The sequence below is a fragment of the Plantactinospora veratri genome (assembly GCF_036421995.1).
In the GTDB taxonomy this organism is placed as follows: domain Bacteria; phylum Actinomycetota; class Actinomycetes; order Mycobacteriales; family Micromonosporaceae; genus Plantactinospora; species Plantactinospora veratri.
Genome location: NZ_JAZGQL010000034.1, coordinates 92536 through 110137 on the forward strand (window position 1 = coordinate 92536; position 17602 = coordinate 110137).

Genomic DNA, 17602 nt, shown 5'->3' on the forward strand with positions numbered 1-17602 from the left:
TACCGACCCGGCCTACTACCGGCGGCTCGAAACTCCCATGGGGACCGTCGCCGCCCAGCGATGGCGTACCCGGCGGGCGACGGGACAAACGCCTCGGCCGTGCCGTCCGAGGCGGAACTGCCAGGGTCAGAGCAGACCGGCGTTTCCGGCCACGGCGGCGGCCTCCGTCCGGTTCGACACCCGCAGCTTCCGCAGCAGCGACGCCGTCAGTCGCTTCACCGTACGTTCGGAGAAGTTCAGCTCTTCGGCGATTTCCACCGTGCGACAACCTTTCGCAATAAGCTGCAGAAGCCGGCGTTCCTCGTCGTCGAGGATGGCCGTCACCGGTAACCCGTTGTACGCCGGGCGGAGCAGCGCGGCGAGCAGGCCGGCAGGGAGCACCGCCCACCCGTCCAGGATCGCCATCAGCGGCGGCAGCAGTTCCTCGGGTTCACTGCTCTTCGGCAGGTAACCCTCGGCGCCGGCCCGCAGGGCCTGCACCATCAGATCGGTGTCCTCCAGACCCGAGATCGCGACGACCCGTACCCGTGGTGCGGTCCGCCGGATGGCGGTGATGGCCCGGATCCCGCCCGGTAACGGCATGTGCAGGTCGACCAGGGCCAGATCGGGTACGCACCGGCGGACCGTGGCGGCCGCCGCGGCAGCGTCACCGGTGGAGCCGACGATCCGGGCCCGCCCCTGAGTGCTGGCCGGAAGCAGCAGTTCGAGGCCCCGGACGAAGAGAGGGTGGTCATCGACCAGTACGAGGCGCAGGGTTGCGGATCCGGACACGCGGCGGCGTTTCCCGATCTGGGCCCGATCATGCCCGGCCGGACCGAGACCGGTCATCGCGCCGATATCCGGGCCCGACGGAGCCGGGAACCTGCGGCCGCCGGCTCCGGGGACGCACCGCCGGAGGCCACCCACTCCCCCGCTCCCGGAAGCCAGACGCTGCTGTTGCGGATGTTCTGCCACGAACTGCGCTCACCGATCGAATCGCTGCGTTCACTGACCCGAGCCCTCGCCCAGGAGACGTCGGCGCTGGGCCCCGCGCAACGACGTGGCCTGGTCGCGCTGGCCCAGGAACAGGCGGCACACCTGGCGGTCCTGTGGCGGCAGGCGATGTCGGTGACGCAGAGCCTGGCCGAGCCGGTCGACCGGCCGGTCCCGCTCCGCCAGGTGCTGCCGACCGCGGTCGCGGCCCAGGCGCCGCCGCACCGGCTGACGGTACGGCTGTCCCGGGGTGCCGGTGGTCGGCTGGTGCACGCCCACCGGATCCGTCAGATCCTCGCCAACCTGGTGGACAACGCCCTGCGTCACGGCCCGCCGGAAGGTCGCGTCCGGGTCTCCGCCTCGGTACGCGCCGGAGCGCTGGTCCTGGTCGTGGCCGACGAGGGCCGGTCCTGCCGCCCCCTGCTGACTGCGCTGGACCGGACCGCACCGCCGCCCGGCGTCTCCGGACTCGGGCTGTGGATCGTGCGACACCTGGTCGCCGCCGAGGGCGGCACGATCACGGCGTACCGCACCACGGACGGAACGGCGGTCCGGGTGAGCCTGCCCGCCCCACGATGCCTCGCCGGAAGCGCCAGGACGGGCTGACCCCTGCGGGCCACCCGGTGACCCCGGCGGGCCAGCGGAACGGGTAGCCGGGCACGGTCTGCCACTTCCAACAGGAGGACACCGTGTTCAGCCACGTCAAGGACCTGCAGTTCCACGCCAAGCCCGATGCTCCCGACGCCGCCTTCGCCCGGCGCCTACAGGAGGTGCTCGGCGGCAAGTGGGGAGAGATGACGGTCGCCAACCAGTACCTCTTCCAGGGCTGGAGCTGCCGACTGCCCGGCAAGTACAAGGACCTGCTGCTCGACGTCGGCACCGAGGAGATGGGGCACGTCGAGATGATCTGCACGATGATCGCCCACCTGCTGGACAGTTCTCCACTGTCGCTCCAGGAGGCGGCGGCCGAGGACAACCCCATGCTGTCCGCGATCTACGCCGGGTCGAACCCGGCGCACTTCATCCACTCCGGCGGTGGGCCGCTGCCGACCGACAGCAACGGGGTGCCGTGGAACGGCGCCTTCATCACCGCCAGCGGCAACCTGCTCGCCGACTTCCACCTCAACGTGACCGCCGAGGCGCAGGGCCGGCTCCAGGTCGCCCGGTTGTTCCACATGACCGACGATCCGGGCGTCAAGCAGATGCTGCGGTTCCTGCTGGCCCGCGACACCATGCACCAGAACATGTGGCTCGCGGCGATCGAGCAACTCAAGGAGGACGGCCTCGAGGAGATGCCGGTCCCGGAGGCGTTCCCCGACGCCGAGCAGGAGAACGAGTTCGCCTACCAGTACATCAACTTCTCGGCGGGCGAGGAGGCGGCCGAGGGGCGGTGGGCCAGCGGCCCCAGCCCGGACGGCAAGGGACAGTTCAGCTATCAGGCGAACCCGACCTCGTACGCGGACGCGCCCGCGCTGCCGCCGGGCGACCCGCGTCTGCACGGTACGCCGCCGTCCGCCACCTGACCGGCAGCACAGCATCGGCCTGTCCCGTTCCGCCGCGCCGTCCCGCCGCGCCGATCCGTCGCCACGGCGGCGGGTCGGCGCGGCCTCACCCGGAAGACGGAAGCCATGATCGAATTCCTGGCCCGCCCGTTGGCGGACGCGTTCATGCAGGTGGGGGTCTACGTCGCGGTGATGGTCGCGCTCTTCGGCTGGCTGCGCTGGCGGTACGGCGACCGGGTCACCGACCACCTGACCCATCGCCCGAGGCTCGGTCCCCTGGTCGGCGCGCTGCTGGGTGTCAGCCCCGGCTGCGGCGGCGCCATCATCCTGATGCCGCTCTACGCGCGCGGCAAGGTCTCCTTCGGTACCGTCGTGGCCGCCCTCGCGGCGACCATGGGTGACTCGTCCTGGGTGGTCATCGCCGCGAACCCCGAGTTCGCGATCAAAATCCACGCTCTGCTCTTCGCCGTCGGGCTGGCCACCGGGTACGCCGTCGACCTGCTCGGCATCGACCCGGCCCGGACCGTCCGGTCCCGGAGGTGGTGGCTGCCCCGGCGTCACGCCGCCGCCACCGCGGCCGGAGCCGGCCTGCCGACCGGCGTCCCGGAGCCGGGGCCCGTGGCCCGGGCCGGCGCAGACTGCCGGCCGGCGGTGCTCGGCAGCTATCCGGGCTCGGCGACCCTGGCCGTGGCGATGGTCCCGGGCGCCGGGCCGGTACGCCCGATCCGGATGTCCCTGGTGTTCTGGGGACTCACCATGCCGGCCTTCCTGGTGTCGGTACCGGTGGTGTTCCACGCCGTCGATCCGCGACGCCTCACGGCCGCGCTCGGCGGCGTCGACCCCTATCTCGCGCTCGGCTGCTGCGGAACCCTGATCGCGGTGCTCATCTTCGCCGCCGGACGGGGCCGGTTCGCCGACGACACCGTCGCCACCGCCTCCCCGTCGAGCCGGCGGGAGGCGATGCGACACAGCGCGCACGAGGCCTCGTTCATCACCGTCTGGGTCGCGGTGGCCTACGTCGGTTGGCAGGTTCTCAGCGGCACCACCGGGTTCGACGGTTCCGAACTTGCCTTCGCCGGAATCGCCGGAGTGCTCGTCGGGGCGCTGATCGGACTCGTGCCGGGCTGCGCCGTACAGATCGTCTTCACCGGCATCTTCGTCAGCGGCGGCCTGCCGGTGACGACCCTGGTGGCCAATGCGATCAGCCAGGACGGGGACGCCCTGATCCCACTCGCGGCACTGCGCCGCCGCGCCGCCGCGACCGCAACGGTGATCACCACCATTCCGGCCATCCTGGTCGGAATGGCGCTCCTGGTACTGCTGGGCTGAGCGGACCGGAGCTGCTCGCCCCGGTTCCGGCGCTGCGGTGGGCTGGGTGCCGGAGGTGCTGCGGCCTGCCGGCAGCGACCCGGCGCCGGGACACATGGAAGTCGCGGTGCCGGGAAACCGTGGCGCTGACGTCGACCGGAGGAGGGTGACGAACGTGACCGCAGGTGTGAAGCAGGACGTCCTGGACCTGCTGATCGAGCAGCACAAGCAGATCAAGACGCTGTTCGGGCAGCTCGGTCGTGCCGAGGGAAGTCAGAAGCGGGAGCTGTTCCAGGACCTGGTGCGTCTGCTCGCCGTGCACGAGAGCGCGGAGGAGATCGTCGTGCACCCGAGCGCCCAGCGGAAGATCGAACGGGGTGACACCGTCACCGGGCAGCTCCGGCACGAGGAGGACGAGGCCAAGAAGGAACTCGCCGCCCTCTACGATCTCGGTGTCGAGCACCCCGACTTCGACCGGCGGCTGGTGAGATTCTCCGAAGCGGTGATCGCGCACGCGACCCGGGAGGAGACGGAGGAGTTTCCGTCGCTGCGCCGCAGCCTCTCCTCGGCCCAACTCGGCCGGATGGCCGGGGCACTGCGTGCGGCCGAGGCGATGGCCCCGACGCGTCCGCACCCGCACGCCGGCGAGTCCGCCTCGGCGAATCTGATGGTCGGCCCACCCCTGGCAATCTTCGACCGGATGCGCGACGCCGTACGCGACTGGCGCGAGTCACAGCGCGGCCAGGACTGACACGTCCCGCCGTACGGCGGGTGCGCCACGATCTCGGCGAGGAGTCGAGGCAGGGTGGATCCCTCTTCGAGCTGGCCCTGCCGATCTGCCTCGAACCGGAAGCCCCGGACACGTCCCCGGGCGGCGGTCCCTGTCCGCCGTGGTGACGAACCTGTCACCCCTGGGTACGCCCCGAGGCGCGGTCGACGAGCGCGGCGGCGACGTCCCGGAGTTTGCGATTCGAGTCCTGGGAGACCTTCGTCAGGATCGCGAACGCCTCGTCGGCGGTGCAGCGACGTTCGCCCATGATGATGCCCTTGGCCTGCTCGATGACGGCTCGGCTCTGCATCGCCATCCCCATCTGCTGGGCCAGGGTGGCGGTGGTGTCGTAGAGGTGGGCGTTGGCCAGGGCGACGGCGGCGTAGCCGGCGAAGGTCTCGGCGGAGGTGACGGCGTCGTCGTCGAAGGCCCCTGGCTCGGTGCTGTAGACGTTGAGCGCCCCGAAGACCTGCTCCTGGACCGGCAACCCGATCGACAGGGAACTGGACACCCCCTTCGACCTGGCCTGGGCGGCCCAGTCCGGCCAGCGGCTTTCGGTGGCCATGTCCGGCAGGGAGAGGGTGGCGCCGGCTTGGGCGGCGTCCAGGCACGGACCGTGCCCGCGCTGGTACTGCCACTCGTCAAGGGCCAGCGCGAGCCGGCTGGTGAACGCGGCGGTCTGTGCCTCGTTGCCCCGCAACAGCGTCACGGACACCTCTTCCGCCTTGGGAATGGTCCGCCTGGCCAGCCGGGCGATCTGGTCCAGCACACCGTCGAGGTCCATCTCGTTGAGCCGGATCCGCCCGAGCTGGGCGAACGCGTCGGTGGGGTCCAGAGGAGTGTCAGACATGCGCAGAAGTCCTCGATAACGGCGCCCCGACCGTCATCACGTGCGGCAAGGGGGCAGTGGCAGCCCACGGTCGTGGACCGCTGCGCAGATCAGCGGAGGCTGGATCCGGAGGCCGGGCCGTGCGTTCGACGCCGGTTCGCCAATCCCTCGAAGTGGGCATCGGCCACAGATTTTCCACCATACGCCGTCCCGTCGGAATCCTCGGCGGTGCATCTGGCCCGGATCGTTCACCGGTGGCGGGCCGCCGCCCCGCTAGACTGCTCCGGGGTCACCCTTCGCCCCCTGCTGTTGCGACGGCGCCTGCTGCCCGGCGGGTGGTCCACCCCGTCGAGAAACCCCGGAACCCGGATCGGGCCGGCCGGCGTACGGTCCTCGTACCCCGAGTCGTCCCGACCCACCACCGTCGCTGCGGACTGGCACGGGCACCCGCCCGGCGGCCCGGTCGCGGGCACCCTCCGGCCCCGGCCGCGTACCCCTGTCGAGCCGGTCGAGCAGGTTCCGTGCCGCCTCGACGTCGGTGGGCACCCGACGACGGTGTCGCAGCGCCCAGCCCAGCTCGCGGCCGGCGTCGACGAGACCACGCCGGCCGTGCGGCGTGCGCCGGGCCTCGGCGATGGTGCGCAGGACCACCGGCACAGGGCGCCGGAGGACGGCGGTGAGGACCCGGTTGCGCACCTCCATACGGTGCCGCGCACGCTGGTCCCGACCGGCGGCACCCGGCAGGTGGTACGCGACGAGTTCGGGGGCGTAGGCCAGTCCCCAGCCCGCCGCCGCGAGGTCCAGCGCCAGCAGCGCCTCCTCGCCGTACACGTGCAACCTGGGATTGAAGCCGCCCACCTGGCGGAAGGCCCGGCGGCGGAGAACGGTCGCGCAGGCCAGGAAACCGAGTACCGCCGGGCCGGGCAGGTCCGGCGGTGTTCCGAGCGGCTGCTCGGCCATCGACGCCGACACCGGATCGAGGCGCCGCTGCGGACCGACCCGCACCTGCCCGGTCAGCAGGCCGGCGCGGGGATGGGCCCGGAAGAGTCGGGCCGCCTGCTCCAGCGCGCCGGGCGCCCAGTAGGAGTCGTCGTCGGCGAAGGCGACGTACGCGGTGCGGGCCAGCTCGACGCCGACGTTGCGGGCCGCGGCACCGGCGTTGTGGTCGAGCCGGACGACCTCTATCTCGGGAAAGCATCTCGCCACCGCCTCCGGAGTCCCGTCGGTGGAGGCGTTGTCCACCACGATCACCGGAGCCGCGTGCCGGGCCAACGATGCCAGGAGCTGTTCCCGCCGGTTACGGGTCGCCACCACCACGGTCACATCAGACATGATCAGGCTGGTACCCCTACCCCGACCCGCTGATGTCGGTCACCGGTTCACGATTCCGCATCCCCTGGCCGCGCGGTCCGGGAGAGCGTCCCGGGCCATCGGAGAGCGATCCGGGTGACGGCCAGATGCTCCCGGGTCGCGGTCGTCCGTCAGCTCACCAGGGCCTGCGCGGAGGTCTCCTTGAGCTTCGCGTTGGCCCACCGGGCCTGCCGCAGGGTCTGCGGGTGGCAGCGCTTGGCGAGTCCGAGCAGTTCCAGGTCCCGGGTGGCCTGGGCGACCTGGGCGAGGATCTCCCAGTCCAGCGAGACGCCGGAGGCGTCCCGGTAGAGGTGGCGCAGGTCGGCGAGGAGGAGCAGTCCGGGCTCGCGGTGCCGGCCGAGCATCTCGGACGCCTTCTGCTCGACCGTGGCGAGCACCCCCGACTCGTCCCGCGCCTCCTCGTCGAGGCGCAGCCCGTAGTCGCGGCCGACCCGGGCGAGTTCGGTGACGTGCTGCCGGGACCAGCGGGACAGGTCACGTGCCACGTGGTGTACCTCGTGGTCGGCCTTGTGCCGGTCCGCCATCCGCAGCAGGTCGACGGCGAGTTTGTTCTCCGACCGGTGCAGCTCCCGGATGACCATATCGATCTTGTTCATCGGTCGCCTCCGACCGCCGGAGCGGTGGCCCCGACCGTTCGGGGAGCCTCCGGCAACCGCTCGTCGGCCAGCGCGGCGGAGCCGCCCGCCGTCTCCGGGACCCCGGCCGCCACGGGTCGGGACCCGGTGGTCGTCGGCGCCGCCGGTGCCCCGTCGCCGCCGCCGACCCGGGTCACCCGGGCCACCGCGGACTTGAACAGCGGCTGCTTCGACACCGGGTCCCAGTCGGTGATCGTCAACTCGTTGGCCGCCCGGCCCTGCTCCCGGCCGTCCGGCCCGGCCCCGCCCGGTGCGTCCCAGTAGCCGTAGTGGAACGGGAGGAAGAGCACGTCCCGCCGGATGCCGCTGACCCGCAGCCGGGCCCGCACCGAACCGCGCGGGGTGGCGACCTCCAGCAGGTCGCCCTCGGCGAAGCCCTGGTCCGCCGCGTCGGTGGCCGCCATCTCCACCCAGACCTCCGGCGCCGCCGCCTGCAACTGCGGCGCCCGCGCCGTCTTGGTCCGGGTGTGGAAGTGGTACAGGGTACGACCGGTGATCAGCTGGAACGGGTACTCCTCGCTCGGCAGCTCGTGCGGGGGAAGGTACTCGGCCGCCTTGATCACCGCCTTGCCCGAGGGATTCAGCGCCGCGTACTCGGTCGGCTCCAGCGGCGCCCCGGTGACCAGGTCCCGGCCGTAGCTCTCGCAGTAGTCCGGTGCGGCCCAGAACTTCCCGTCGGCGTAGAGGCGCTCGGTACCGTCCGGGTGCTCGGCGTCGCAGGGCCACTGGATCCCGGTGCCGCCGCGCAGCTTGGCGTAGCTCAGCCCGGTGTAGTCGCACGGCCGCCCGGCGCTGCACTCCTGCCACGCCCTGAACGCGCCCTCCGGGTCGGTCCAGCGCACCAGCGGCTGCCCGTCGTCGTCGCGCAGATCCAGCCGTCGCGCGTAGTCGACGAAGATGTCCAGGTCGGGCCGGGCCTCGCCGGGCGGGTCGACCGCCTTCTCCGACAGGTGCACCGTCCGGTCGGCGTTGGTGAAGGTGCCGGTCTTCTCGCCCCAGGTCGCGGCGGGCAGCACCACGTCGGCGAGCTGCGCGGTCTCGGAGAGGAAGATGTCCTGCACCACCAGGAAGAGCCGCTCCTGGCGGAGGATGTCCCGGATCCGGGCCAGCTCCGGCAGTGACACCGCCGGATTCGTACAGCTCACCCAGAGGAACCGGATCGACCCTTCCTCGGCGTACCGCATCATCTGCATCAGGTTCGTCGGCGGCGAGTAGTGCGGGATCCGCATCGGGTCGATGTTCCAGATCCGGGCCAACTCCCTGATGTGCTTCTCGTTGGTCCAGTTCCGGAAGGCCGGCAGGTCGCCGTCGGCGCCGCACTCCCGGGTGTTCTGCGCGGTCGGCTGGCCGTTCATCTGTAGCAGGCCGCAGCCCGGCCGGCCCAGCATGCCGCGCACGATGTGGATGTTGTTCACCTGCACGGCGGCGGCGGTTGCCTGGTGTGACTGGTAGAAGCCCTGCAACACCGTGGAGAGGAGCCGCTGCGCGGTACCGATCAGCCGGGCCGCCTCGCGGATCCGCTCCACCGGTACGTCGCAGACCCGGGCCGCCCGCTCCGGCGGATACTCCTCGACCCGTTGCCGCAGTTCCTCGAAGCCGACCGCGTGCGCGGCGACGTACTCCTGGTCGACCCAGCCGTTGGCGATGATCTCGTGCAGCAGCGCGTTCATCAGCACCACGTTGGTGCTCGGCCGGGGCGCCAGGTGCATGGTGGCGGCCCGGGCCACCGGCGTCTGGCGGGGGTCGACGCAGACCACCGCCGGCGGATTCGGGCCGGCCAGCCGGTCCAGCACCCGGCTCCAGGTCACCGTCTGGGTCTCGGCCATGTTGTGGCCGTACAGCACGATCACGTCGGCGTGGTCGATGTCGGCGTACGAGCCGGGCTGGCCGTCGGAGCCGAAGGACTCCTTCAGCGCCTCGGCGGCGGTGGCCGTACAGAGCCGGGTGTTGCCGTCGACGTGGTTGGTGCCGATCCCGCCGTGCGCGATCAACGCGAGGGTGTAGTACTCCTCCAGGAACAGCTGCCCCGTGGTGTAGAAGCCGATCGCGCTCGCCCCCTGCTCGTCGAGCAGTTCCCGGGTCCGGTCGACCACCAGACCCATCGCGGTGTCCCAGTCGGTCTCCACCAGGCGCCCGTCCCGGCGGACCAGTGGTCGGGTCAGCCGGTCGGGGGAGGCGTTGGCCTGCCACCCGAAGAGGTCCTTCGGGCCGAGCCGGCCGTGGTTCACCCGGTCGACCGCCCGGCCCCGCACCCCGACGATCCGGCCGTCGGCGACCGCGATGTCGAGGCCGTCGCCGTTCGAGTGCAGGATCGAGGCGGACTGCACCCACCGGTCGACGTCCTCCGGGCGTACCCCGTCGGCCAGGAACGTGTCCACCCGGACCGGCCACGACTCCCCCGGCCCGTACGGCGTCCGGCTCCCCCACGGTTGCGCGATCCGGTCAACGGTGCCCATCGCGTCCTCCTCCGCCCGCTCCGATCCGTCGGATCGCACCGCACCGGGTCAGCCCGGCCCTGCACTTCCGACCCTGGCACCGAGCGCGACCGCTCGCACCTCGAACGCCCGACTCGGCCGGGTCGGATCGGTCGCTGCTGCCCCTGCCGCCGCATGGTCCGCTCTCCGCAGGGCCGTCCTGGCGCGGGGCGGGCGGGCCGGCGCGCGGTCGCGGCGCCCGCCTCAGAAGGCGTGCCGGTACAGCGAGCATCCCCGGCACACGTCCGGCGGGTCGTCACCCGAGAGGCGCCGGCGGAACTGCCGGTACGGCTCGCCGTACCAGATCTGCGGGAAGCTCTGCTCGGCCAGCCGCCCGAGCGACACCCGGTCGTCCCCCATCACCATGCAGCACGGCTGCACCACGCCGGTACTGGTGACGTAGGCCGCCTCCCAGGGCCAGGAGCAGCCCCGACCGTCGCCCGCACTGGTCCTGGCCGGAACGCCGGGGTACGGCAGCCGGAGCCGGATCCCATGCTTCCGGGCCACCCGCCGGGCGTCGTCGAAGACGGCAGCGGCCCGGCCCGCGTCCTCCCCGGTCCACAGCGCCTGGTCGGAGGTGAACCGTCGGATGTCGTCGTAGCGCCCGGCGGGGTCGGTGTCGGAGAAGCTGTGCGACAGGTTCTGCACGTGCAACTCGTCCACCCCGAGACGGGCGAGCAGGCGTACCAGTTCGGGCAGCTCGGCGACGTTGTCGCGCATCGCGACGAAGACCACCCGGATCCACGGGGTGGCGCTGCCGGCCGCCCGCTTGACCTCGACCAGACCGGCGAGGTTCGACACGACGGCCTCGAAGTCGGCACCCTCGCGGACCGCCGCGTACCCGGCCGCGCTGGCGCCGTCGAGCGACACGTGCAGCCAGTCGACCCGGCTCCGCACCAGCTCCTCGGCCCGGCGGCGGTTGAGCAGGGTGGCGTTGGTGTTGAACCCGACGGTGATCCGCCGGTCGACCGCCGCCGTGATCATCTCCATCAGGTACGGCGACAGCAGGGGCTCGCCGAGCCCCTGGAGCGTCAACCGGTTCAGCGTGGGCACCTCGTCGAGGACCCGGCGGAACAGCTCCGGTCGCATGGCACCGGCGAGTTTGTTCACCGGTGGCCGGTAGCGCACCAGGCACATCACGCAGCGCAGATTGCAGGCCGAGGTGATCTCGAGTTGCAGATGTGGCGGCAACGGTGGATGCGGATCGTCGCCCGGCATGTCCCCCCATGCCCGATACCCGGGTGGCCCAAACCTGTCCCGCGGCCGGCCGTCGGGGTCGGGCCGGGTTGAAGTCGTCGACGGGTGGCACCGGAGGTCAGCCGTGCGGCCGCATCCCCGGCTGGCGCAGGTGTACTTCCCGGACTCCTGGGTACGGTGCTCTGCGGTTCAGAGGTGGGCCTATGGGTGACCGCCGATCCGGTGTCGCGACGGATCCCCCTCCACGATTCGGAGAAGGAGAGACCATGGTTGCCCAGCCCCGGCCGCAGGCCACCGTCACGTTCGTCGGTACGGCAACCACCCTGCTGAGACTTGGCGACATCACCCTGCTGACCGATCCCAACTTCCTGCACGCCGGTCAGCGCGCCTACCTCGGCTACGGGCTGTGGACCCGGCGGCGTACCGACCCCGCCGTGCGGATCGGGGAACTTCCACCCCTGGACGGGATCGTCCTCTCGCATCTGCACGGCGACCACTTCGACCGGGTCGCCCGGAGGAACCTGCCGAGGACCCTTCCCATCATCACGACGCCACAGGCCCAGGCTCGACTGGACCGCTGGGGATTCGGCTCGGCCACCGCCCTGACCACCTGGCAGAGTCACGAGATCAGTCGGGGCGACCACCTCGTACGGATCACCGCGGTACCCGGCAAGCACGGGCCGGGCCTGCTGGCCCGCGCCCTACCCCCGGTGATGGGCAGCATTCTCGATCTCGAAGAGCACGGGCAGCGCCGCCTCCGGCTCTACGTCACCGGGGACACCCTCAACCACGCGGCGCTGGCCGAGATCCCGCGACGCTTTCCCGACATCGACGCCATGCTGATCCACCTGGGCGGGACCAGGCTCCTCGGCGTACTCCTCACCATGGACGACCGGCAGGGCGTCGACCTGGTCCAGCTCGTCCGGCCGAGGCTGACCCTGCCCATCCACTACGACGACTATCCCGTCTTCCGGTCCCCGCTGCGGGACTTCCTCGACCTCGCCCGGCGGCAGGGCCTCGAACCGGGCGTCCGGGCCATCCACCGCGGCGAAACCGTGCCACTGCTCGAACCCGGCCCAGGCGGCACGACCGGGACCCCGGAGCGCTCGGACCGCCCCTGACGATCGCAGCGCCTCACGGTCCGGTCGTGGACGCCCGGTCGACCCCTTCGGTCGGCTCCCGGTTGGTCGAGGCGGTGCGGAGACGGAGAGCGCACCGACCTCGGCGGGGAGCGGCTGCGACGGGTCCGGGCCGAGTCACAGGGTGCCGCCGTCGGCGACGCTGGAGGACGTACGCCGGAGCACCGGTCGTCCCGTCCGGAACGCCTCTTCCGCGATGTCGGCGGCGCGGCCGAGGCCGTCGAGTTCCGCTATCCGGCGCTGACATTCCCGGGCGTTCGTCCGGTAGGCCGGGTCGGTGCGGACCTTCTCGATGGCGTCCCGCAACCTGGGCGCGCTCGCCCGGTGCACCGGTACGAACTCACCCACGCCGAGATGCCGCAGCCGTGCGGCCACCCCGGGCTGGTCGTTCGTCACCGGCAGCGCCACCATCGGCACGCCGTGGGTGAGCGATTCCAGCGCCGTGTTGATCCCGGCGTGCGTGACGACGAGGGACGCCCGGGCGAGCAGATCCAGTTGCGGCGCGTACGGGACCACGACCGGCCCGCCCGGCAGACCGGTCGGCGGTTCCACCTCGTGGCTGCCCAGCCCGATCACCAGTTGCGCGTCGAGCCCGGCGCAGGCGGTCGCGATCGCCTCGAAGATGCGGGGCAGGCGGTTCTGTAGCGTCCCCATCGAGGCGTAGATCAGTGGGCGGTCGTCCAGGCTCTCCCAGGGGAACGAGACCGGCTCGCTGCTCTCCTCGTCGTGGAACGGTCCGGTGTAGTGGAAGCAGTCCGGCAGATCCTTGCGCGGAAAGTCGAAGAAGTCCGGCTGTTGGGTGATCTGGGCCAGGCCCAGTCCGTCGTTCAGCCCGCGCACCGGAGTCATCCCCCACTCGGCGCGGCGATCGTTGATCCGTTTCACCACCGGCCCGATCACCCGGTCCATCACCCGATAGCCGAGCATGTTGCGCAGGCGTGCCAGGGTGGAGTCGCGGTAGGGCCAGGCCGTCATGAAGGGCGGGACGGTCGGCTCGGCGTTCAGCGCCATCGCGTTGCAGACGGTCACGACGGGGATGTCGAGCCTTTCGGCGACGGTGTTCGCCGCACCGTAGACCTGGTCCACGAGCAGGGCCTCCACCCGGTGCTCCCGCAGCAGCGGCGGCAGGTCGCGCAGCAGTACCTCCACCTCGCGGACGTAACCACGGACGATGAACCGGATGGCGGCGAGCCCGGACAGCCTGCCCTGTTCCTCGGAGAAGCGGGCCAGGGAACCGGGCGGGAACTCCCGCTCGCCGATCGGCACGAACTCGAACCCGGCGACGTACGGCTTCGGCCCGGCGTCCGGCAGGGAGAAGAGGGTCACCTGGTGGCCCCGCCGGAGCAGCTCGCGGCCGAGTGTGGACATCGGACTGAGGTGACCGGTGTAGTCCGGGCAAACTATACCAATATGCGACACGATGCCTCACTCTCTCGCTCTCGTCAGACCACCGTCGTCAACCGTGACGGATGTACCGAGAAGGTGGCCGGGGTCTGCCCGACGATCTCGCCGTCCACCTCCAGCGGCAGTGGAGTCTCCGCCTCGATCCGGAGCGTACGGACCTGGCGGCGGCGGATCGCGGGATGCCGTGTCCCGTTTCCGCGCAGCACCTGCCACATCGTGCCGAGTACGCCGACCCGGCCGAGGCCGAGCACCTGCACCGCGTCCAGACAACCGGCTTCCGGCGGCTCGGTGGAGCCGAAGGTCAGCCCCCCGGCGAAGAACGGGACCTTGAGCACCGCGACATTGCTGACGGAGTGCCGCGACACCTCCCCGTCCTGATCCAGCCGCACCTCGACCGGCCGCCAGCCGAGCAGCACCCGGGCGCTGGAGGCCGCCTCGGCGAGCTGGAGGTTGACCCGCTTGAGCACGCGGTTGACCGGAGTCTTCTCGGTGAACCGCAGCCCGACCATGCTGATCAGCCCGACGGTGCAGTTGACCAGGAAGAAGCGGTGCGCGGGGGTGCCGTCGGGCCGGGTGAAGGTCACCGACCCGACCTCCGTCGAACGGTCGCGGCCACGGTCGAGCAGGTCACCGAGATCGGTCACCGGATCCAGGCCGCGGACGAAGTCGTTGCAGGTTCCGGCGGGAACGTAACCGAGCCGTACCTTCTCGTCGTCCGTCGCGAGGATCCCGTTGGCGACGTCGGAGAGCGTCCCGTCCCCACCGATCGCGACCACTGTGCGGTACCCGTCCGTCACCGCCTGGCGGCCCAGTTCGACGGCATGGCCGGGATAGCGGGTGTGCCAGCAGTCGGCGCCGGGCAGTTCGACGGAGAGCCGTCGCTCGACCATCCGCCGACGCTGGACCCCGGAGGCCGGGTTGACGATGCAGACGACCCGCTCGCCGTCATCCGCCGCCATGGCCCACTTCCTCCTCCAGCCCGGCAACGGTGCGGGCCAGTGCCTCCGCCACCGGAACCCGGGGGGTGTAGCCGATCGACCGGATCCGGTCGAGGTTGTACCGCATCCCACCGGCGACGGAGCGGACCGCGTACCGGGTGAGCATCGGCCGTCCGGTGCCGACACCGATCCTGGCCAGCCCGGCAAGTTCGGAGAGGGCCGCCACTCCCAGCGCCGCCGGGAACGGAACCGAACGGGTCGGCGGCAGTACCCCCGCCTGCTCGGCGACCCGGTCGAAGAGCTGCCCCACGGTCAGACCGTACGAGTCGCCGACGATGAACCGGCCGCCCGCGCACCCGGGTGTGGTGCCGGCCAGCACGATCGCGTCGGCGAGGTTCTCACTGTAGGTCAACTCGATCGGGGCGACGCCACGGCCGATGTGGACGAGCTTGTTGTCCCGGAGCCCACGGACCAGCTCCGGGATGAAATGACGGTCACCGGGGCCGAAGATCCAGGTCGGATAGATCACCGTGATGTCGAGCCCGCGCCGATGGTACGACCACGCGAGGTTCTCCCCCGCCAGCTTCGACCGGGAGTACGGGTAGCCCGGGACCCGCTTCGGCGACGTCTCGTCGATGACCCGGCGGGCGTCGAACCCGAAGACGTCGACCGTACTCAGGTAGACGAACCGCTGCACCCCGCAACGCAGCGCCTCCTCCAGGATCGCCCGCGTCCCGTCCCGGTTCACCTGCCAGATGCGGCGACCGGGCCGCCAGTCGCTCAGATCGGCAGCCGCGTGGACCACGAGTTCGACGCCCTCGCACGAGCCGCGCAGCGTTGCCGGGTCGGTCAGGTCCCCGAGATGTTCCGCATATTTCGCGCCGCTCGGAGAGGGTTCGCGGACCAGTCCGCGCACCGACCAGCCACCCTCCAGAAGCGCCGCAGCGACCGCCCGGCCGACGCAGCCGGTGACACCCGTCACCAGCGCCACGCCCCGCGCCATCACACCCCTCTCGCCAGCAGCTTCTGGAGGTCGTCGAGCAGCGCGCCGGCCGGATCGATCGCCCGCATCTGCGGCAACACCTCCCGCAGGTCCCGGCGCGCACCGGACTCGTCGAAGAAGAGCAGCTCCGGCCCGGCGGTCAGCCGCCCCACCTGGACCGCGTCCAGTCCGTGGTCGGCCATCGCCCGGGCGCAGCGCTCCCCGTCGGCGGCGTCGACCGCGTAGAGCAGCTCGAACTCGCCCCACTCCCCGGCGGCCATCAGCCAGCGGGGCAGCCCGAAGGAGTCGGCGAGGGCGGCCGCGCTGGGCTCGTACGCCTCACCCGGCAGGGTGACCTCGACACCCAGTCCGTTGATCTCGGCGAGACTCACCGCCGCGTTCAACAGCCCGTCGCTGGTGTCGACGCACGCCCGGGCGTAGCTCCGCAGCGCGTCGCCGGCGACCACCCGCGCCTCGGGCAGCCACGGCTGGCCGGCGTCGGTCCGGCCCAGCGCCAGGCTGCGGAAACCGGCGGCGTTGCCGGCGCCGATCGGGCCCGTCGCGTACAGCGCGTCGCCCGGCCGGGCACCCACCCGGCTCAGCAGGTGACCCCGGCGCATCGTCCCGATCGCGCAGGAGGTGAAGCTCTCCTCCCGCGCCCAGTTGGTGTCGCCGCCGACGATGTGACAGCCGTACCGCTGCGCCGCGTCGGAGGCGCCGCGCCCGAACTGGCGGGCGTCCTCGGCACTCCACCCGTCCCTGACCAGCGAGCACGACACCAGCACGGCCACCGGGTCGGCGGCGACGGCGGCGAGATCGCTCACGCTGACGGTGGTGGTCAACCACCCCTTCGCGTACGGCGTCGGGGCGGTGGCCAGCTCGGCGCCGTCGTTCAGCGTGTCGACGGTCATCGCCAGGACCCCGGCGGCGCCGAGGTCGAGCAGTTCGGCGTCGGCTTCGAAGGCGGCGTTGAGCTGGCGCGGGGACCGGGCCATCCCCTCGCGCATCGCCATGATCAGGGCGCCCTCGGCGGCGTCCAGGTAGAGCCGGGTCCAGTCGACGGAGGTCACGTCACGCCTGCCGGGAGGATTGCGTCGCCCGGAGCGTGAGTTCCAGGTAGAGCATCATCGGGACGGCCCCGACCAGGAAGAAGGTCGGCCGGTGCAGCGCGCCGAGGGAGAGCACGAAGAGCGTGGTCGCCCTGGTGAACCAGAGCAGCGCCTCGTACGCCCGCGCCTCGGGTGCCTGGATCAGGTTCACGAGGCTGCGCGTGAACGCCAACCCCGAGGCGGCGAGCAGCAGCCAGAAGGCCGCCTGGGCGTAGGCGCCGCGCTCCGGCCCCGCCAGCGCGCCCACCGCCGCGGCACCCAGGGCCACCGGCGGGAAGATCAACGCGACCCGGCTCGCCGTCCGGGTACCCACGGCCACCGGCAGCGTACGGTAGCCGGCCAGCCGGTCTCCCTCGATGTCCTTGAAGTAGCCGACGAGGCAGAAGCCGCTCAGCACGACCGCGACGAGCGCCGTCTGGAACCACGTCGTGGCCGGGATGTCCAGCCATCCGGCGTCGGGCCGGACCGCGACCGCGCCGAGCACGGTGAAGAGCGACATGTCCACCCCGTTGGCGAGGTTGCCGACCATCGGGATGCCCTTGGTCCAGGTGTAGACCAGATGCCCGGCGATCGCGATGGCGCTCCAGATCGCCAGCGCGGGCGCCACGACGACGGCGACCAGCAGGAGGCTCCCGGAGAGCGCCAGGGTCAGCGCGAGCCCGGCATGCGGGTTGATCAGCCCGGCGACGAAGGGGCGGTCCGGGGCGTTGACGGCGTCGGCCTTGCGGTCGAACCAGTCGTTGATGACCACGCCGACGCCGTAGCCGAAGATGCAGAAGAGCAGGCCGACGACCACGCTCGCGGTGGTGGCCCCGGCCGACGGCGCCGTCATGCCGACCAGACCGGCCGAGAGGGACAGGGGTACGAAGTGGAATCTCCACATCCTCGCCCACGCGACCGCCCGGTCACGGGGCCGGATGGGGTTCTGGACCTGGGTGACGCTCATCGGGCCTCCGTTCGGGCGGCTGACGGG

16 protein-coding genes are annotated in these 17602 nt (G+C 71.7%); 5 read left to right on the forward strand and 11 right to left on the reverse strand.

The window, feature by feature from the left end; translation table 11 throughout:
• Positions 1 to 126: 126 nt before the first annotated feature.
• Complete coding sequence (locus tag V1634_RS32230; RefSeq protein WP_331210558.1) at positions 127 to 771, reverse strand: response regulator transcription factor; 645 nt, start codon at positions 769 to 771, stop codon at positions 127 to 129.
• Positions 772 to 801: 30 nt separating this feature from the next.
• Between V1634_RS32230 and V1634_RS32235 the strand changes: the two genes are divergently transcribed.
• The 4 genes from V1634_RS32235 (at position 802) to V1634_RS32250 (ending at position 4533) form a co-directional block, all read left to right on the forward strand.
• A complete protein-coding gene (locus V1634_RS32235) occupies positions 802 to 1578 on the forward strand; it encodes a sensor histidine kinase (RefSeq protein ID WP_331210559.1) in 777 nt (258 codons plus the stop codon).
• Positions 1579 to 1661: 83 nt separating this feature from the next.
• Positions 1662 to 2495 carry a manganese catalase family protein gene (locus V1634_RS32240; RefSeq protein WP_331210560.1) on the forward strand — a complete coding sequence of 278 codons (834 nt, stop codon included), beginning with the start codon at positions 1662 to 1664 and terminating at the stop codon, positions 2493 to 2495.
• Positions 2496 to 2600: 105 nt separating this feature from the next.
• Complete coding sequence (locus tag V1634_RS32245) at positions 2601 to 3803, forward strand: putative manganese transporter (protein ID WP_331210561.1); 1203 nt, start codon at positions 2601 to 2603, stop codon at positions 3801 to 3803.
• Between the two features lie 154 nt (positions 3804 to 3957).
• Positions 3958 to 4533: a hemerythrin domain-containing protein gene (locus V1634_RS32250; protein WP_331210562.1), complete on the forward strand. Its 576-nt coding sequence runs from the start codon at positions 3958 to 3960 to the stop codon at positions 4531 to 4533.
• A gap of 154 nt (positions 4534 to 4687) precedes the next feature.
• On the opposite strand, the gene V1634_RS32255 is transcribed toward V1634_RS32250, so the two are convergent.
• From V1634_RS32255 to V1634_RS32275, 5 genes are all read right to left on the reverse strand, one after another.
• Positions 4688 to 5401 carry a GAF and ANTAR domain-containing protein gene (locus V1634_RS32255; RefSeq protein WP_331210563.1) on the reverse strand — a complete coding sequence of 238 codons (714 nt, stop codon included), beginning with the start codon at positions 5399 to 5401 and terminating at the stop codon, positions 4688 to 4690.
• A 252-nt stretch (positions 5402 to 5653) separates the two neighbouring features.
• Positions 5654 to 6712: a glycosyltransferase family 2 protein gene (locus V1634_RS32260; RefSeq protein WP_331210564.1), complete on the reverse strand. Its 1059-nt coding sequence runs from the start codon at positions 6710 to 6712 to the stop codon at positions 5654 to 5656.
• A 149-nt stretch (positions 6713 to 6861) separates the two neighbouring features.
• On the reverse strand, positions 6862 to 7347 hold the full coding sequence (locus V1634_RS32265) for a hypothetical protein (RefSeq protein WP_331210565.1): 486 nt from the start codon (positions 7345 to 7347) through the stop codon (positions 6862 to 6864).
• Entirely contained in the window at positions 7344 to 9842 is a 2499-nt protein-coding gene (locus V1634_RS32270; RefSeq protein ID WP_331210566.1) for a molybdopterin oxidoreductase family protein, read from the reverse strand. The genes V1634_RS32265 and V1634_RS32270 overlap by 4 nt, the downstream gene beginning before the upstream one ends.
• Positions 9843 to 10064: 222 nt before the next feature.
• The gene (locus V1634_RS32275; RefSeq protein ID WP_331210567.1) at positions 10065 to 11051 is read right to left on the reverse strand and encodes a radical SAM protein; all 987 of its coding nucleotides are present in this window, start codon (positions 11049 to 11051) and stop codon (positions 10065 to 10067) included.
• Positions 11052 to 11323: 272 nt separating this feature from the next.
• On the opposite strand from V1634_RS32275, the gene V1634_RS32280 reads away from it, so the two are divergent.
• The gene (locus tag V1634_RS32280) at positions 11324 to 12178 is read left to right on the forward strand and encodes an MBL fold metallo-hydrolase (RefSeq protein WP_331210568.1); all 855 of its coding nucleotides are present in this window, start codon (positions 11324 to 11326) and stop codon (positions 12176 to 12178) included.
• Between the two features lie 135 nt (positions 12179 to 12313).
• On the opposite strand, the gene V1634_RS32285 is transcribed toward V1634_RS32280, so the two are convergent.
• The 5 genes from V1634_RS32285 to V1634_RS32305 form a co-directional block, all read right to left on the reverse strand.
• Positions 12314 to 13564 carry a glycosyltransferase gene (locus V1634_RS32285; protein WP_331210569.1) on the reverse strand — a complete coding sequence of 417 codons (1251 nt, stop codon included), beginning with the start codon at positions 13562 to 13564 and terminating at the stop codon, positions 12314 to 12316.
• Between the two features lie 74 nt (positions 13565 to 13638).
• The gene (locus V1634_RS32290) at positions 13639 to 14559 is read right to left on the reverse strand and encodes a diacylglycerol/lipid kinase family protein (protein ID WP_331210570.1); all 921 of its coding nucleotides are present in this window, start codon (positions 14557 to 14559) and stop codon (positions 13639 to 13641) included.
• Positions 14546 to 15541: an NAD-dependent epimerase/dehydratase family protein gene (locus V1634_RS32295; protein ID WP_331210571.1), complete on the reverse strand. Its 996-nt coding sequence runs from the start codon at positions 15539 to 15541 to the stop codon at positions 14546 to 14548. The genes V1634_RS32290 and V1634_RS32295 overlap by 14 nt, the downstream gene beginning before the upstream one ends.
• The gene (locus V1634_RS32300) at positions 15541 to 16590 is read right to left on the reverse strand and encodes a thiamine-phosphate kinase (protein WP_331210572.1); all 1050 of its coding nucleotides are present in this window, start codon (positions 16588 to 16590) and stop codon (positions 15541 to 15543) included. Before V1634_RS32300 ends, V1634_RS32295 begins: the two co-directional genes overlap by 1 nt.
• A gap of 1 nt (position 16591) precedes the next feature.
• Entirely contained in the window at positions 16592 to 17575 is a 984-nt protein-coding gene (locus V1634_RS32305) for a UbiA prenyltransferase family protein (RefSeq protein ID WP_331210573.1), read from the reverse strand.
• Positions 17576 to 17602 lie beyond the last annotated feature (27 nt).

Coding starts and splice junctions, on each gene's coding strand:
- V1634_RS32290 (WP_331210570.1), bottom strand. CDS start 14,559: ATGGCGGCGGATGACGGCGAGCGGGTCGTCTGCATCGTCAACCCGGCC.
- V1634_RS32270 (WP_331210566.1), bottom strand. CDS start 9,842: ATGGGCACCGTTGACCGGATCGCGCAACCGTGGGGGAGCCGGACGCCG.
- V1634_RS32285 (WP_331210569.1), bottom strand. CDS start 13,564: ATGTCCACACTCGGCCGCGAGCTGCTCCGGCGGGGCCACCAGGTGACC.
- V1634_RS32260 (WP_331210564.1), bottom strand. CDS start 6,712: ATGTCTGATGTGACCGTGGTGGTGGCGACCCGTAACCGGCGGGAACAG.
- V1634_RS32245 (WP_331210561.1), top strand. CDS start 2,601: ATGATCGAATTCCTGGCCCGCCCGTTGGCGGACGCGTTCATGCAGGTG.
- V1634_RS32305 (WP_331210573.1), bottom strand. CDS start 17,575: ATGAGCGTCACCCAGGTCCAGAACCCCATCCGGCCCCGTGACCGGGCG.
- V1634_RS32235 (WP_331210559.1), top strand. CDS start 802: ATGCCCGGCCGGACCGAGACCGGTCATCGCGCCGATATCCGGGCCCGA.
- V1634_RS32295 (WP_331210571.1), bottom strand. CDS start 15,541: ATGGCGCGGGGCGTGGCGCTGGTGACGGGTGTCACCGGCTGCGTCGGC.
- V1634_RS32280 (WP_331210568.1), top strand. CDS start 11,324: ATGGTTGCCCAGCCCCGGCCGCAGGCCACCGTCACGTTCGTCGGTACG.
- V1634_RS32265 (WP_331210565.1), bottom strand. CDS start 7,347: ATGAACAAGATCGATATGGTCATCCGGGAGCTGCACCGGTCGGAGAAC.
- V1634_RS32255 (WP_331210563.1), bottom strand. CDS start 5,401: ATGTCTGACACTCCTCTGGACCCCACCGACGCGTTCGCCCAGCTCGGG.